This is a genomic window from Sulfuriferula multivorans (assembly GCF_003851125.1).
Lineage (GTDB): Bacteria > Pseudomonadota > Gammaproteobacteria > Burkholderiales > Sulfuriferulaceae > Sulfuriferula > Sulfuriferula multivorans.
Map to the genome: position 1 here is coordinate 70406 of NZ_BGOW01000014.1, position 15208 is coordinate 85613.

Below are 15208 nucleotides of genomic sequence, written 5' to 3' on the forward strand. Positions count from 1 at the left end.
CACCGATTACGTTGCAAGCATGCCCGCTGCAATGTTCTGCGGTTTTGTATGCAGAGGCCGGATTCAGGGAGTTCATAAATGAGCATTATAGAAAAAGCAGCCAACAAGCTGGGGCATGGTGATGCCGTGTCGCAGCCGCAAGGCGCAGCAGACAAAACGGCAACGGAAAATCATACCAGCCGAATTGAAGCCGCAATGCAGCGTGAACATGCCCAGACCGCATCCCCCGCCACGCCGGCGCCAACGGATAACGACACTGGCGTTAGCGTGACTTCCATGCAGGTTGAGATTGATTTGAAGCGCCTGGCGCGTATGGGAGGTGTCACGCCGGACGCCGAGCGCAGCCAGGTCGCCGAGGAGTTCCGTCTGATCAAGCGCCCGCTGCTGGCCAATGCCTTTGGACAGGGCGGAGCGGCAGTCAGGAACGGCAATTTGATCATGGTGACCAGTGCGCTGCCCGGAGAGGGAAAATCATTCTGCTCGCTCAATCTCGCAATCAGCATTGCAACGGAAATGGAGCGTACCGTGCTGTTGGTGGATGCCGACGTGGCGCGACCACGCCTGCCTGAATATCTCGGCATACGTGCCGGCAAGGGCTTGCTGGATGTATTGCAGGATCCAAGCCTGGAATTGTCGGAGGTGATGCTGCGCACCAACATCCCCAAGCTCTCCCTGTTGACTGCCGGCCATCCTTACAAGCATGGCACCGAGTTGCTGGCGAGCTCGGCGATGAGCCGGCTGGTTGCAGACCTGGCCAATCGCTACCCGGATCGCGTCATCATTTTTGACTCCCCACCCCTGCTGTCCACCAGTGAAGCCAGCGTTCTGGCCACCCACATGGGGCAGATCGTGATGGTGGTAGAAGCAGAAAAAACCTCGCAGGAGGCTGTCAAGGAAGCGCTGAGCCAGCTTGAGTCGTGTGAAGTCATTGGCATGGTGCTGAACAAGTCGACCGCGGTACTCGGTAACGATAACTACTACGGATACTATGGCACATACGGAAAATAGGTCGCGGCTTAATTCTGCAGCACGCCTGGGCGTTAGTGTTGTGTTCGTCCCTACCCTATTGCTGGGTGGAGTCGCTTTACCGGCTGCGGCGGCCGATTGGACCGTCACGCCGAATCTGACCTTGAGCGAGCGCTATACCGATAACGTCAACTTCGCACCTTCCGGTCAGCCCAGGGAGAGTGATTTCATTACCGAGGTGCGCCCGGGCGTGCAATTCAGCAAAGAAGGTGCGCGTCTCAGGGTCAGGGTCAATTACTCGCTGCAATCCCTGACTTATCTTAATAACAGCAATAACAACGCGATCAATCACCAGCTCAATGCGGGCGCCAACGCCGAATTGCTGAAAGATTTTCTGTTTCTCGATGCCAACACGGCGATTTCCCAGCAAAACATCAATGCGCTGGGGCCGGTAGGGTTTGGCAACACCAATGCGACCAATAACCTGACCACGGTTGGGACCTACAGCATCAGCCCTTATGTTCAAAAACGTTTTGGTAACTTCGCCGACGGCATGTACCGGGTAAGCACCAGCGGTGTTTATTACAATAGCCAGGGGATTTCCAATACGGTGACCAACAGCATGAGTGGATCGTTGACCAGCGGTCCATCATTCAACGACCTGTTCTGGGGACTCAATTACAGCTACAGTCAGAATAAAAACCAGTCTGTACCCGATACCAAATTCGAACGCGCTTCTGCCACGCTGGGTTATGCGCTGACGCGCAAATTCCGGGTGAACGCAACAGCAGGGGTGGAGCGTAATAGCTACATTATCCTGAATAGCGGTTCAACTGACGGGTCTTTCTGGAATGCGGGATTCAGCTGGACACCAACGTCCCGTACCAGTGTGGCAGCAACTTATGGCCGCCGCTATTTTGGCAATACCTATTCGTTTGACCTGAGCGAACGCACCCGTCATACCACCTGGCGCGCCGGGTACAGCGAAGACCTCACTACCAGCAGCGCCACCAGCCTGTCTTATGCATTGCTGGGTGGATATTATGTATGCCAAATCATCCCGGCCGGGTATTCCTATTTCCCGGCAACGGGGTCACCCACCGGGTTTGTGGTGGCGATTCCTCTCGGCTCTCCGGTTCCAGCAGATTGTCAACTGGCTGCAGCAGTCGTTACCCCCAACCTCAGCCTGGTCAACGAAGTCTACATTCTTAAAAACTTTACCGCAGGCGTCGGCGTGAATGTGGGCAAGAGCGATTACAACCTGGGTGTCTATCGCATGCGCCGCGATTTGCAGACCAGCGGGACTTATGATCAATCGTCGGGTATCAATGCCGGATGGAACTGGCGCTTTGCACCGTTCACTACGGTTAGCCTGACCGGGAATCTGACGCGTTTTGATGTGCCAGCCAGCAATCGCAAGGACAACTTGTGGAGTGTTTCGGGCGGCGTGACCCATCAGTTCCAGCCCAAATTAAACGGCTCCGTATTCATTCGCCATCAGGCACGCAACTCCAATCAGCCCGGCAATGACTTCACTGAAAACAGCATCACGGCGCTGGTCAATATGACCTTCTAGGATGCAATCACATGTATGAAGCGTATTACCACCTCAACGCCAAACCCTTCCAGCTGAGCCCGGATCCGCGCTTTTTCTTTGGCAGCAAAGGCCACAAACGCGCCATGGCTTACCTGGAGTACGGCCTGTCGCTGGGCGAGGGATTCATTGTAATCACCGGCGAAGTGGGGGCGGGCAAGACCACGCTGGTTCGCAACCTGTTCAAGCAGCTGGAATCGGAGAATGTGGTGGCGGCGCAACTGGTCAGTACCCAGTTGGACGCGGATGACACGCTACGCAGCGTCGCCGCCTCGTTCGGTCTGGAACACGAGGGCATCAGCAAATCCGCCATCCTGAAAAACCTTGAAGGTTTCCTGCAGGCAGCCGCGCAGCAGGGCAAGCGCGCATTGCTGGTCGTGGATGAAGCGCAGAACCTGACTCCGCGCGCAGTGGAAGAGTTGCGCATGCTGTCGAATTTTCAGAATAACGAGCGTTCGCTGATCCAGAGTTTTCTGTTGGGCCAACCCGAGTTCCGCAATATCCTGCAAAGCCAGGACATGCAGCAGCTGCGCCAACGCGTGATCGCTTCCTACCACCTGGGGCCGCTAGATGCGCTGGAAACCCGCGCCTATATCGAGCATCGCCTGCGTACCGTAGGCTGGAAAGGCATGCCGTCATTCGGTGACGATGCATTCGAGGCCATTTATCAATTTACCGGCGGCATACCGCGTCGTATCAACACTTTTTGCGATCGCCTGATGCTGTATGGTTTTCTGGAAGAAAAGACCGCTTTCGATAGCGCGGCGGTAAAGGAAGTCGTGGAAGATCTGCGCCACGAAATAGCACATCAGGATACGCCAGGCGGAAGCGTGTTGCGCGGAAATGGCAGCACCACCAATGGTGGGCAGGGTATACCCGATGACTTGCTGCAACTCAATGGCCGGGTCGAACAGATGGAACGTTCGCTCAACCGCATGCTGCCCATCGTACGCAAGATACTGTTCATGGTATCGGAGAAAAGTGTGCCCCCGGCGAACGAAGCGCCGGAAGCCAATCAATAGAACGCAACACGGGGATCAGCATGACCGATATTTTGTGCGTGGTAGGTGCGCGTCCCAATTTCATGAAAATCGCGCCGGTGATGACCGCTTTGGCGGGCGCCGGCATCCATGCCAAGCTGGTGCATACCGGCCAGCATTATGACGCGGCGATGAATGACCGCTTCTTCACCGATCTTGGCATCCCCTATCCCGACATCAATCTGGAAGTCGGCTCGGGAAGTCACGCCGTGCAAACCGCCGAAATCATGCGCCGCTTTGAGCCGGTGCTGGAGCAGGAGCAGCCGGCCGCGATTCTGGTGGTGGGTGACGTCAACTCCACCATTGCCTGTGCGCTGGTGGCGGCCAAGCGCGGAGTGGCGGTGATTCACGTTGAAGCCGGTTTGCGCAGTTACGATCGCAGCATGCCGGAAGAAATCAATCGTGTGCTGACCGACCAGATTTCCGACCAGTTGTTCATCACTGAAAAGGATGCCCACAAAAATCTGTTGCGCGAAGGCATCGCTGCCGCACGCGTGCATTTTGTCGGCAATGTGATGATCGACACGCTGCACCATAATCTGCCGCGCGCAGTACCTGCTGCGGTCACCCTGGGTGAGACTTTACCGCAAGGCTATGGGGTGCTGACGCTGCACCGGCCGTCCAATGTGGACGACGTCGACATCCTCGGCAATCTGCTGGAAACCGTGGCAATGATCGCCGCAGACCTTCCCATCGTTTTTCCGTTGCATCCGCGTACCCGCGCCAGTATTGACCGTCTCGGTCTGACGGCGTGGCTGAACCAGCCGGGTATCCGGGTACTGCCCCCGCTGGGTTATCTGGAAATGCTCGGCCTGATGAAAGATGCGCGCATCGTGTTGACCGATTCGGGCGGCATTCAGGAAGAAACCACAGCGCTGGGCGTGCCCTGCCTGACCTTGCGCCACAATACCGAGCGGCCCATTACTGTAGACGAAGGCACCAATACCATTGTCGGTACCGACCGCAAGCAGATACTGGTGGCGGCAGAGGCAGTGCTCAATGGCGGCGGCAAGGCCGGGCGCATTCCCGAATACTGGGATGGTCGCGCAGCGATACGCATCGCCGCGATTTTGTCGCAATGGCTGGACGCGCGTCATTATGCTGTCGCATAAAGGGCCTATCGTGCGCAATGCCATGACCATCGACGTAGAAGATTACTTTCAGGTATCCGCTTTCGCGGCGCACATCGCACGCGACAGTTGGGATAGCCAGCCGTGCCGGGTGGAACGCAACATTGCACGCATACTCGCCTTGCTGGATGAGCATCACACCCACGCCACTTTTTTTACGTTGGGCTGGATTGCCGAGCGCTATCCGCAACTGGTGCGCGCCATTGTCGACAACGGGCACGAACTGGCCAGCCACGGTTACGGTCATCAACGTGCGTCAGACCTGACGCCGGAACAATTCCGTGCCGACATCACCCGCGCCAAAGGTCTGCTGGAAGACATCGGCGGTGTGGCGGTACGTGGGTATCGCGCACCGAGTTTCTCCATTGGCAGCCGCAATCTTTGGGCCCTGGAAACCTTGCGCGAAGCCGGCCATAGTTACAGTTCCAGCATTTATCCCGTGGTGCACGATCACTACGGAATGCCCGAGGCACCACGTTTTGCGTTCCGCCCGCTGAACGATGATTTGCAGGAATTCCCGCCCAGCACCGTACATCTGTTCGGGCGCAACCTGCCCGCCGGCGGCGGCGGCTACTTCCGCCTGATGCCCTACGCGCTGTCGCGCTGGCTGATGCGACGCGTGAACAACACCGATGGCGAGCCCTGCATGTTCTATTTTCATCCCTGGGAAATCGACCCGGAACAGCCGCGCCAGACCGGTATCGGCTTCAAAACGCGGTTTCGCCACTATGTGAACCTGGATCGTATGGAAGGCCGCATTGCGCACTTGTTGCGTGACTTTCAATGGGATCGGGTGGACAGGGTATTCATGAAGGATGCGGCATGAACGCATCGGTCAAACTCCCGTCCGAATCGGTCGATATGACCGTGCGTCCCATGCAGCCGGGCGATGCGGCGCGCTGGGATGCTTTTGTACAAGACTGCCCTGAGGCGACTTTTTTTCACCGTGCGGGCTGGGCGGAAGTAATCAAGCGCGCCTTCGGCCATCGCACCCATTTTTTGCTGGCTGAAGTAAACGGTGAAATCCACGGTGTGCTGCCGCTCGCTGAAATCAACAGCCGCCTGTTTGGACATTCGCTTTCTGCATTGCCATTCTGCGTATACGGTGGCCCGGCCGCATCAAGCCCTGAGGCAAAGCACGCTCTCGATCAGGCTGCGCAAAGGCTAGCCATCGAACTGGGTGTCGAGCATCTCGAATACCGCAACCTCCAGCCTTTCCATACGGATTGGCCGGGCAAGGATTTGTACGTGACCTTTCGCAAGGAGATCGACCCGGAAGTTGAGCACAACCTGAATGCCATCCCGCGCAAGCAGCGCGCGATGGTGCGCAAAGGCATCAAGGCCGGACTGGTGAGCGAGATCGATACGGACACCCAGCGCTTCTTCCACGCCTATTCCAGTAGTGTGCACCGGCTTGGCACGCCGGTGTTTTCGCGCAAGTATTTCCGGATATTGAAAGAGGTGTTCGACGAAGATTGCGAAATCCTGACCATTACGGTGGAGGGTCGCGTCATCAGCAGCGTAATGAATTTTTATTTCCGCGATGAAGTGCTGCCCTATTACGGCGGGGGCACTGCCGAAGCGCGGAATCTGGCTGGTAACGATTTCATGTATTGGGAGGTGATGCGCCGTGCCTGTGAAAAAGGCTGCCGCATGTTCGACTACGGGCGCAGCAAACTCGGCACCGGCTCCTACGATTTCAAGAAAAACTGGGGTTTCGAACCGCAACCGCTTTATTACGAATATCAGCTGGTACGCGGCCAGAGCGTGCCCGACCACAATCCCCTCAATCCAAAATACCGGCTGTTCATCAAGGCGTGGCAACGTATGCCGCTGGCGCTGGCCAATGTAATCGGCCCGCATATCGTCAAAAACCTGGGTTAGGCGATGGAAGAATTGTTGTTTCTTGCGCATCGCATTCCCTACCCGCCCAACAAGGGCGACAAGATTCGCTCCTACCACCTGCTGAAGCACCTGACCCAGCGCTACCGTGTTCACCTTGGGTGCTTTGTCGATGACCCCGAAGACTGGCAATACACCAGCCATTTGCAGGCAATCTGCGACGAGACTTTTTTTGCGCCGCTCAAACCGGGCCGTGCCAAATTGAAAAGTCTGGTCGGGCTTGTCAGAGGTACGCCGCTGACGCTGCCCTACTATGCTCATGCAGGGTTGCAGCGCTGGGTAACGCAAACGCTCGCTGCGCGCAGAGTCTCCAAAGTCCTGATTTTCTCATCGGCGATGGGACAATTCGTGCCGCAGGATCGCGCGTTGCATAGTGTGGTGGATTTTGTCGATGTGGACTCCGACAAGTGGACACAATACGCCCAGGCCAAACGCTGGCCGCTGTCCTGGCTGTATCGGCGCGAAGGCCGTACCCTGCTGGCATGGGAGCGCGATCTGGCAGCACGTAGCGATGCAGCGTTATTTGTATCGGAAGCCGAAGCGCGTCATTTTTCCCAGCTCGCACCGGAATCGGCGACACATATCGACTGGTTCAATAACGGCGTGGATTTCGAATATTTCTCGCCGGATAGAGCCTATCCCAATCCTTACCCGGCAGGCAGCCTGCCACTGGTATTTACCGGCGCCATGGACTACTGGCCGAATGTGGATGCGGTGGTATGGTTTGCGCGCGAGATATTCCCTGTTATCCGTGCACGGTATGCTGCAGCGCAATTCGTCATTGTCGGTGGGCGCCCAGGGCAGGTGGTACGGGATTTGGCGCAGTTGCCCGGCGTGACGGTGACAGGTCGCGTCGAGGATGTGCGCCCCTGGTTGCGTCACGCGCGGTTGGCAGTTGCGCCATTGCGTATCGCCCGGGGGGTGCAGAACAAGGTGCTGGAAGCCATGGCGATGGCGCTGCCGGTAGTCGCCAGCGCGCAGGCGCTGGAGGGTATCCAGGCTACGCCGGGCCGGGATTTGCTGGTGGCCGACAGCACAGCCAACTTTGCCGGGCAAGTCATGACGCTATTGGGTGGCGCGCATCCTGATATGGGCGCGGCAGCGCGGGCCGCCATGCTGGGGCATTATGCCTGGCCGGATAATCTGCGCCGGGTGGACGCCCTTCTCGATCGCCATAATCCTTCACCGATTCAACAACCCACTGCCGCCAAGGTGGTATCAATCAGGGAACACCGCACATGAGCGCCACCTTGCAACCCGCTGCCGCTGAACCGTCCATGGTGCGGGGCTGGCCTGCCGCCGCCGCGCTGGCCATTGCCACTGTCGTTGCCTTACTGCTGATTTATTATTCCACCAGCGCGTCCACGGTGGCGATCTGGGAGCGTTCTGAAACCTATACCCATGGCTTCCTGATTTTCCCTATCAGCGCCTGGCTGATCTGGCGCCGCCGCAGCGAACTGGCGCGCCTGGCATACCGGCCGGACTGGCGCGGTCTGGTGTTGCTGTTGCTGCTTTCGATGGGCTGGCTGTTCGCGCACAGCGGTGGCGTACTGGTGGGCGAGCAACTGATGCTGGTGGCGATGCTGCCGGCGGCAGTGTGGACCCTGCTCGGCACCCGCGTGGTGCGTGCCATGGCGTTTCCGCTCGGGTTCCTGCTGCTCGCGGTACCCATGGGTGAGGCACTGATTCCGCACATGATGACGTTTACCGCCAATTTCACCGTCAAGGCGCTGCAGTTGACCGGCATGCCGGTTTATCAGGAAGGTACTTTCTTCACCATCCCGAGTGGCGAGTGGTCGGTGGTGGAGGGCTGCAGCGGGCTGCGTTACCTGATTGCCTCGTTCACGCTGGGTTGCCTGTACGCCTACCTCACGTATCGCAGCAATACCCGGCGCATTCTGTTCGCGCTAGCCGCCATCGTGGTGCCGGTGATCGCCAATGGCCTGCGTGCCTACATGATCGTGATGATCGCCGTGCTGTCCGACATGAAGCTGGCACTGGGCTTCGACCACCTGATCTACGGCTGGGTGTTTTTCGGCGTGGTGATGCTGTTACTGTTCTGGATCGGCGGTTTCTGGCGCGAGGATGAACAGTCGATTGTGCCGTCGGCGCAGGTATTGGCGCACGATGCACCCGCCGCACCACTCAGCAGGGTGGCATTAGCGGCGCTACTGAGTATCGCCGTCGCGCTCAGCGGCTATGCCTACGCAGCCTGGCTGGATGGACACACGGTTCCGCCGAATGGCCTGCAGATTGCACCCCCCGCGCCGGCCAACGGCTGGGCGCTGGAAACCGCGCCGTTTACAGACTGGCATCCGCACTACGTCGGTCCGGATGCCCAGCACGCCGTGTATTACCGCAAGGGTACCCAGCAGGTGATGCTGTATCTGGCCTATTACCGCACCCAGCGGCAGGGTGCCGAGCAGATTACCAGCCAGAATTACATGATCAGGCAGAAAGATCCCGAGTGGTCGAACCTGGGTGAGACGACGATCGCGCCGGGTGCAGGCACGCAGCCCGCCGAAGTAATCCAGGCCAGGCTGCGTTCGACGCCGCAACGTTTGCTGGTATGGCGCTGGAACCAACTGGCTGGGCGCGACACCACCAATGACTATCTCGCCAAGTTGTTGCTGGCCAGCGAAAGAGTCGTTGGTGCACGCGACGACGGCGCGGCCATTGTGATTGCCACGCCTTATGCCGGCGATGTGGAACAGGCGCAACCGGTGCTGCGTGAATTCATGCGCGATATGCAGCCATCCATTGCTGCCAGCCTCAAACAAGTCGCACAACCTTGAGTGCTGCAAAGGTTCCGCTGATCGTCCATGTCGTGCATCACTTCTCGGTGGGGGGGATGGAGAATGGCATGGTGAATATTCTGAACAGATTGCCGGCACACAAATATCGTCATACGGTGGTGTGCCTGACTGACTACACGGACTTTGCCGCGCGCATTGTGGCTCAGCCGGTGCCGTTTCATGCGTTGCACAAAAAACCGGGACGGGATATTTCAATCTACCCGAAATTATGGCGCAAGTTGCGTGAACTACAGCCGGACCTGGTGCATACGCGCAACCTGTCGGCGCTGGAAGGTCAGTTCGTCGCCGCTGCTGCCGGGGTGCGGCGGCGTATCCATGGCGAACACGGGCGCGACGTGTTCGACCTGTATGGCAGCAACCGCAAATACAATCTGTTGCGGCGTGCCGCACGCCCGCTGGTGGGGCACTACATTACTGTCAGCCGCGACCTGCAGACGTGGCTGCAAGCAACGGTGGGCGTGCCGGCCAGCCGCATTACCCAGATCTACAGCGGCGTGGACAGCACGCGCTTTCATCCGCGCACAGGGCAGCGTAGCGAGTTGCCGGCAGGCTTCGCTCCGGATGATGCGGTGGTGTTCGGCAGTGTCGGGCGCATGGCCGAAGTAAAGGATTATCCGACGCTGGTGCGTGCTTTTTTGCGCTTACTGGAATTGCACCCACAAGCACGACAGCGGGCGCGCCTGGTGATTGTGGGCGAGGGGGTTGCCCGCGCCCCGTGCCTGGAACTGTTGCGTGCTGCGGGCGCTGAAGAACTGGCCTGGCTGCCCGGCGAACGCACTGATATCCCGGAGCTGATGCGTGCCATGGACGTATTCGTGCTGCCGTCACTGGGGGAAGGTGTTTCCAACACCATTTTGGAGGCACAGGCCAGCGGCCTGCCGGTGGTCGCCACGGCGGTCGGTGGCAACGTGGAACTGGTGCAGTCCGGCGGCAATGGCGCATTGGTTAATGTGGGCGATGTGGAGACGATGGCACGCGCCTTGCTGAGCTATTTTGATGACCCGGCACAGACAGGCCGCCAGGGACAGGCTGCGCGCCAGCAAATTGAGCGTCAATTCAGCCTGGAGTCGATGACGCATGCTTACGAACAGGTGTATGACCAAGTGTTGCGTACCTGACAATAATGACGAACCGTCACGCAATGACGGCTAAACGAGGACAGTTTTACCATGTGCGGAATCGCCGGAATTTTTGACCTGACGGGTGTGCGTCCGATCGACCGGGCACTGCTGTCGCACATCAACGATATCCAGTCGCACCGCGGGCCGGACGAGGCGGGGTTGCACATCGAGCCGGGCGTCGGGCTGGGCCACCGGCGCCTGTCGATCATTGATATCGCCAGCGGCCAGCAGCCGCTGTTCAATGAGGACGGCAGCGTGGTGGTGGTGTTCAACGGCGAGATTTACAACTTCGTCGACCTGATCCCGCAGTTGCAAAGCCTCGGCCACACCTTCCGTACCCGCTCCGACACCGAGGTGATCGTGCACGCCTGGGAAGAATGGGGTGAAGCTTGCGTCGAGCATTTTCGCGGCATGTTTGCCTTTGCTTTATGGGATCGCAATCGCCAGACTTTTTTCCTGGCGCGCGATCGCATGGGGGTGAAGCCGCTCTACTATGCGCTGCTCGACAATGGCTGCTTTGTGTTTGGTTCGGAGCTGAAAACGCTCACCGCCCACCCCGATTTCAAGCGCGAATTCGATGCGTTGGCGATCGAAGACTACTTCGGCTACGGCTATGTGCCCGAGCCGCGCACCATTTACCGGCAGGCGCTGAAGCTGTCGCCCGGCCACACGCTCACCTTGCAGCGTGGCAAAAGCTTGCCCGAGTCGCGCCAGTTCTGGGACATCCCGTTTACCCCGCTGCCACCCATGCGTGAAGACGACGCCGCCGAAGAAACCGTGGCGCGCCTGCGCGAAGCCGTGAAAATCCGTATGGTGGCGGAAGTGCCGCTGGGCGCCTTCCTGTCCGGTGGTGTGGATTCCTCCGCCATCGTGGCGATGATGGCGGATCTGTCCGATGCGCCGGTCAACACCTGTTCGATTTCTTTCGGCGATCCCAAATACAACGAGGCCGAATACGCCCAGCAGGTGGCCACGCGTTATCAGACTGCGCACCGCGTGGGCCAGGTCGAGGCCGATGATTTTTCGCTGATCGACGAGCTGGCGCACCTCTACGACGAACCCTATGCGGACAGCTCCGCCATGCCCACCTACCGGGTATGCGAACTGGCACGCAAGAACGTCACTGTGGCGCTGTCCGGCGACGGCGGCGACGAGAATTTCGCCGGTTACCGGCGCTACCGCTGGCACGGCTACGAAGAGAAAATGCGCGCACTGTTGCCGCTGGGCATGCGCCGTCCGCTGTTCGGCCTGCTCGGCCGCGTCTACCCCAAAGCCGACTGGGCGCCGAAAGTATTGCGCGCCAAGACCACCTTCGAGGCGATGGCGCGCGATAGCGTGGAAGGCTATTTTCACGGTGTGTCGGTGTGCAGCAATGCGCTGCGCGCGCAACTGTTTTCGGACGATCTCAAGCGCCAGCTGCAAGGCTATTCGGCGGTGGAAGTGCTGCGCCGCCACGACGCCAGCAACCCCGGCCGCGATGCGGTGTCGCGGGTGCAGTACCTGGACATGAAAACCTACCTGCCCGGCGACATCCTCACCAAGGTGGACCGCGCCAGCATGGCGCACGCGCTGGAAGTGCGCGTGCCGCTGCTCGATCACCAGCTGGTGGAATGGGTGTCGGGCCTGCCGGTGGGCATGAAGCTCAAGGGAAGCGAGGGCAAGCACATTTTCAAATACGCCCTGCAACCATACCTGCCGCACGATATTCTGTATCGCAAGAAAATGGGTTTTTCGATTCCGCTGTCCGAGTGGTTCCGCGGCCCCTTGATGCAGCGTTTGCGCAATGCCGTATTGTCGCCGCGCCTGCTCGACACCGGCCTGTTCAATGCGGCATTTCTCAAGGAAATGGTTGATCAGCACGCCAGCGGGCGACGCGATTACGGCGCGGCATTGTGGTCGGTGCTGATGTTCGAGGCGTTTTTGCGCAACCAGGAAAATATCGGTACAAGTCACGTGGAAATGGCTCAGGCGGCAGCGCGATGAAAATCCTGCACATCCTCGACCATTCCATTCCGCTGCACTCGGGCTACACCTTTCGTAGCGCCGCGATCCTGCGCGAGCAAAGGAAGCGTGGCTGGGACACCGAACACCTCACCAGCCCCAAGCAGATCAACTGCAAGGTGGCCGAGGAGGTGGTGGACGGGCTGCATTTCTACCGCACGCCGCCGGTCACGGGTCTGGTCGCGCGGCTGTTGTTTTTCAATATGATCGCGCTGATGAATGCGACGGAGCGGCGCCTGCGCGAAGTGGTGGCACGCGAGAAACCCGATGTTCTGCATGCCCATTCGCCGGCGCTCAACGCGCTGCCCGCGATTCGCGTCGGGCGTGCGCTGAATATTCCGGTGGTATACGAAATTCGCGCCTTCTGGGAAGACGCCGCAGTGGATCACGGCACCAGTGCCGAGTGGGGGCCGCGCTATCGGCTGAGCCGCTCGCTGGAAACCTGGGCGGTGCAGCATGCCGATGCGGTAACGACCATTTGCGAGGGTCTGCGCAGCGACCTCGCGGCGCGCAAGGGTGTGGCAGCGGAAAAAATCACGGTCATACCGAATGCGGTGGACATCGAAAAATTCACCACGAGCGGCGTGGCGGATGCCGTACTCAAGGCGCAGCTCGGTCTGCAAGGCAAACAGGTGCTGGGTTTTCTCGGCTCGTTCTACGCCTACGAAGGCCTGAACCTGCTGCTCGACGCGCTGCCGTTGATGCTGCAAAGCAATCCCGATGTGCGGGTGCTGCTGGTGGGCGGCGGGCCGCAGGAAGATGCGCTCAAGGCGCAGGCCGCGCACTTGGGTGTGGCGGACAAGGTGGTGTTCTGCGGACGCGTGCCGCATGATCAGGTGCAGCGTTATTATGACCTCGTCGACGTACTGGTGTATCCGCGTCTGTCCATGCGGCTGACTGAACTGGTCACGCCGTTGAAACCGCTGGAAGCGATGGCGCAAGGGCGGGTACTGGTGGCGTCCGACGTGGGCGGGCATAAGGAACTGATCCGCGACGGAGAAACCGGTGTGCTGTTCCGCGCCGGCGACGCGACCGATCTGGCTGCAAAAGTGCTTGGCTTGCTCAATGCGCCGGCGCGCTGGCCGCAACTTGCCGCCAATGGCCGTCGTTTTGTCGAAAAGGAGCGCAACTGGGCAGCCAGCGTAGCGCGCTATGAAGCCGTCTACGACTACGCCAAACGTCAGACCTTGTTACCATGAAGCCAGGAAAAGCATTGAGCCACAGAGGACACAGAGGTCACGGAGAGAACCTTCGCGTGCGAATTACGGGAGGAGGATACGCGCTTGCATTATTGAGCTATTTTTGCGAGTTGGGCGACAAGTCTCCATCCCTGCGATCCTCATTTTCTCTGTGCGCTCTGTGTCCTCCGTGGCTAAAGGATTAAGGTGTTGTGCATGAAACCCCACCTAGTGGTGTTCTCAACGCTGTTCCCGCACGCGGGCGCGCCCAATGCCGGTCCGTTCATCCGCGAACGCATGTTCCGTGTGGGTGAGGTGCTGCCGCTCACCGTGGTGTCGCCGCAGCCGTGGTTTCCGGGACAATCGCTGCTGCGGCGCTGGAAGCCGCATTTCCGTCCGCCCGCGCTGCGTCACGAGAGCCAGCATGGTATCGAAGTGTTGCACCCGCTTTTCTTTTCGGTACCGGGCGCATTCAAACAACTGGATGGCCTGTTCATGGCGCTGGGAAGTTATTTCACTCTAAAGAAGCTGCGTCGCGCCGGCAAACTCGACATCCTGGACGCCCATTTTGCCTACCCCGACGGCTATGCCGCTACGCTGCTGGGCAAATGGCTGGACGTGCCGGTCACCATCACCCTGCGCGGCACCGAAGTACCCCATTCCAGAAATGCAAAGCTGCGCCCGCTGCTGGTGCGTGCACTGACACGTGCGGCGCGGGTATTCTCGGTGTCCGATTCGCTACGCCGCCATGCCATTGACCTGGGCATCGCCGGCGACAAAATCCGCGTGGTGGGCAACGGCGTGGATAACGATAAATTTCATCCGGTCGCCCGTAGCGAAGCGCGTACTCAATTGGGCATAGCCGCTGATGCGCCGGTGTTGATTTCGGTAGGCGGGCTGGTCGAGCGCAAGGGCTTTCATCGTGTCCTCGCATGCCTGCCGGAATTGAAACTGCGTTTCCCCGGACTGGTTTATCTGATCGTCGGCGGTGCCGGTGCCGAGGGCGACATGCGCGCCGAGCTTGAGCAACAGGTAGCGGCGCTGGGCCTGCAGGATACGGTACGCTTTCTCGGCATCATCCCCGCCGCATCGCTGAAATGGCCACTGTCGGCTGCCGACGTGTTCGTGCTGTCGACGCGCAATGAGGGCTGGGCCAATGTGTTTCTGGAAGCGATGGCATGCGGTCTGCCCGTCATCAGCACCGATGTGGGCGGCAATGCCGAAGTGGTGTGCCGCGACGAGTTGGGCATGATCGTGCCTTTCGGAGACCACGCCGCCTTGAGGACTGCCCTCATGGCAGCGCTGGCAAAAGACTGGGATCGTTCAGCCATCCTTGCCTATGCGCGCGACAACGACTGGCAAAAACGTGTGGTTGTGCTGGTGGAAGAACTCAACACGATTCATGCGCTTGCGTTGTCTACGCGCGCATCCGCACAGTGAGTGAGTCTTGGTAACGGAGG

12 protein-coding genes are annotated in these 15208 nt (G+C 59.3%); all 12 read left to right on the forward strand.

All coding sequences use genetic code 11. The features are described 5' to 3' along the window. The first annotated feature begins 78 nt into the window (after positions 1–78). The 12 genes from EI185_RS07620 (at position 79) to EI185_RS07675 (ending at position 15188) form a co-directional block, all read left to right on the forward strand. Complete coding sequence (locus EI185_RS07620; RefSeq protein ID WP_124704535.1) at positions 79–1008, forward strand: XrtA-associated tyrosine autokinase; 930 nt, start codon at positions 79–81, stop codon at positions 1006–1008. A gap of 40 nt (positions 1009–1048) precedes the next feature. Continuing rightward, complete coding sequence (locus tag EI185_RS07625; RefSeq protein WP_189836329.1) at positions 1049–2542, forward strand: TIGR03016 family PEP-CTERM system-associated outer membrane protein; 1494 nt, start codon at positions 1049–1051, stop codon at positions 2540–2542. An 11-nt stretch (positions 2543–2553) separates the two neighbouring features. Then, positions 2554–3582, forward strand: coding sequence for an XrtA/PEP-CTERM system-associated ATPase (locus tag EI185_RS07630; protein WP_124704537.1), 1029 nt, complete (start codon positions 2554–2556; stop codon positions 3580–3582). 20 nt (positions 3583–3602) lie between these two features. Further along, the gene (wecB, locus tag EI185_RS07635) at positions 3603–4712 is read left to right on the forward strand and encodes a non-hydrolyzing UDP-N-acetylglucosamine 2-epimerase (RefSeq protein ID WP_124704538.1); all 1110 of its coding nucleotides are present in this window, start codon (positions 3603–3605) and stop codon (positions 4710–4712) included. Beyond that, on the forward strand, positions 4699–5556 hold the full coding sequence (locus EI185_RS07640) for an XrtA system polysaccharide deacetylase (protein ID WP_124704539.1): 858 nt from the start codon (positions 4699–4701) through the stop codon (positions 5554–5556). The genes wecB and EI185_RS07640 overlap by 14 nt, the downstream gene beginning before the upstream one ends. Beyond that, positions 5553–6614 (forward strand): FemAB family XrtA/PEP-CTERM system-associated protein, encoded by a 1062-nt coding sequence (locus tag EI185_RS07645; protein ID WP_370685761.1) that lies wholly within the window; start codon positions 5553–5555, stop codon positions 6612–6614. The genes EI185_RS07640 and EI185_RS07645 overlap by 4 nt, the downstream gene beginning before the upstream one ends. Before the next feature lie 3 nt (positions 6615–6617). Further along, positions 6618–7874 (forward strand): TIGR03087 family PEP-CTERM/XrtA system glycosyltransferase, encoded by a 1257-nt coding sequence (locus EI185_RS07650; RefSeq protein WP_124704540.1) that lies wholly within the window; start codon positions 6618–6620, stop codon positions 7872–7874. Beyond that, the gene (gene xrtA / locus EI185_RS07655) at positions 7871–9427 is read left to right on the forward strand and encodes an exosortase A (protein WP_124704541.1); all 1557 of its coding nucleotides are present in this window, start codon (positions 7871–7873) and stop codon (positions 9425–9427) included. Before EI185_RS07650 ends, xrtA begins: the two co-directional genes overlap by 4 nt. Continuing rightward, on the forward strand, positions 9424–10566 hold the full coding sequence (locus EI185_RS07660; protein ID WP_223247734.1) for a TIGR03088 family PEP-CTERM/XrtA system glycosyltransferase: 1143 nt from the start codon (positions 9424–9426) through the stop codon (positions 10564–10566). The genes xrtA and EI185_RS07660 overlap by 4 nt, the downstream gene beginning before the upstream one ends. Before the next feature lie 51 nt (positions 10567–10617). Then, positions 10618–12552 carry an XrtA/PEP-CTERM system amidotransferase gene (locus tag EI185_RS07665; RefSeq protein ID WP_124704542.1) on the forward strand — a complete coding sequence of 645 codons (1935 nt, stop codon included), beginning with the start codon at positions 10618–10620 and terminating at the stop codon, positions 12550–12552. After that, positions 12549–13769, forward strand: a complete 1221-nt coding sequence (locus tag EI185_RS07670; protein WP_124704543.1) for a TIGR04063 family PEP-CTERM/XrtA system glycosyltransferase — start codon at positions 12549–12551, stop codon at positions 13767–13769. The genes EI185_RS07665 and EI185_RS07670 overlap by 4 nt, the downstream gene beginning before the upstream one ends. A 195-nt stretch (positions 13770–13964) precedes the next feature. Further along, positions 13965–15188 (forward strand): glycosyltransferase, encoded by a 1224-nt coding sequence (locus EI185_RS07675; RefSeq protein ID WP_189836330.1) that lies wholly within the window; start codon positions 13965–13967, stop codon positions 15186–15188. Positions 15189–15208: the final 20 nt, after the last annotated feature.

Coding starts and splice junctions, on each gene's coding strand:
- EI185_RS07620 (WP_124704535.1), top strand. CDS start 79: ATGAGCATTATAGAAAAAGCAGCCAACAAGCTGGGGCATGGTGATGCC.
- EI185_RS07630 (WP_124704537.1), top strand. CDS start 2,554: ATGTATGAAGCGTATTACCACCTCAACGCCAAACCCTTCCAGCTGAGC.
- wecB (WP_124704538.1), top strand. CDS start 3,603: ATGACCGATATTTTGTGCGTGGTAGGTGCGCGTCCCAATTTCATGAAA.
- EI185_RS07640 (WP_124704539.1), top strand. CDS start 4,699: ATGCTGTCGCATAAAGGGCCTATCGTGCGCAATGCCATGACCATCGAC.
- EI185_RS07645 (WP_370685761.1), top strand. CDS start 5,553: ATGAACGCATCGGTCAAACTCCCGTCCGAATCGGTCGATATGACCGTG.
- EI185_RS07650 (WP_124704540.1), top strand. CDS start 6,618: ATGGAAGAATTGTTGTTTCTTGCGCATCGCATTCCCTACCCGCCCAAC.
- xrtA (WP_124704541.1), top strand. CDS start 7,871: ATGAGCGCCACCTTGCAACCCGCTGCCGCTGAACCGTCCATGGTGCGG.
- EI185_RS07665 (WP_124704542.1), top strand. CDS start 10,618: ATGTGCGGAATCGCCGGAATTTTTGACCTGACGGGTGTGCGTCCGATC.
- EI185_RS07670 (WP_124704543.1), top strand. CDS start 12,549: ATGAAAATCCTGCACATCCTCGACCATTCCATTCCGCTGCACTCGGGC.
- EI185_RS07675 (WP_189836330.1), top strand. CDS start 13,965: ATGAAACCCCACCTAGTGGTGTTCTCAACGCTGTTCCCGCACGCGGGC.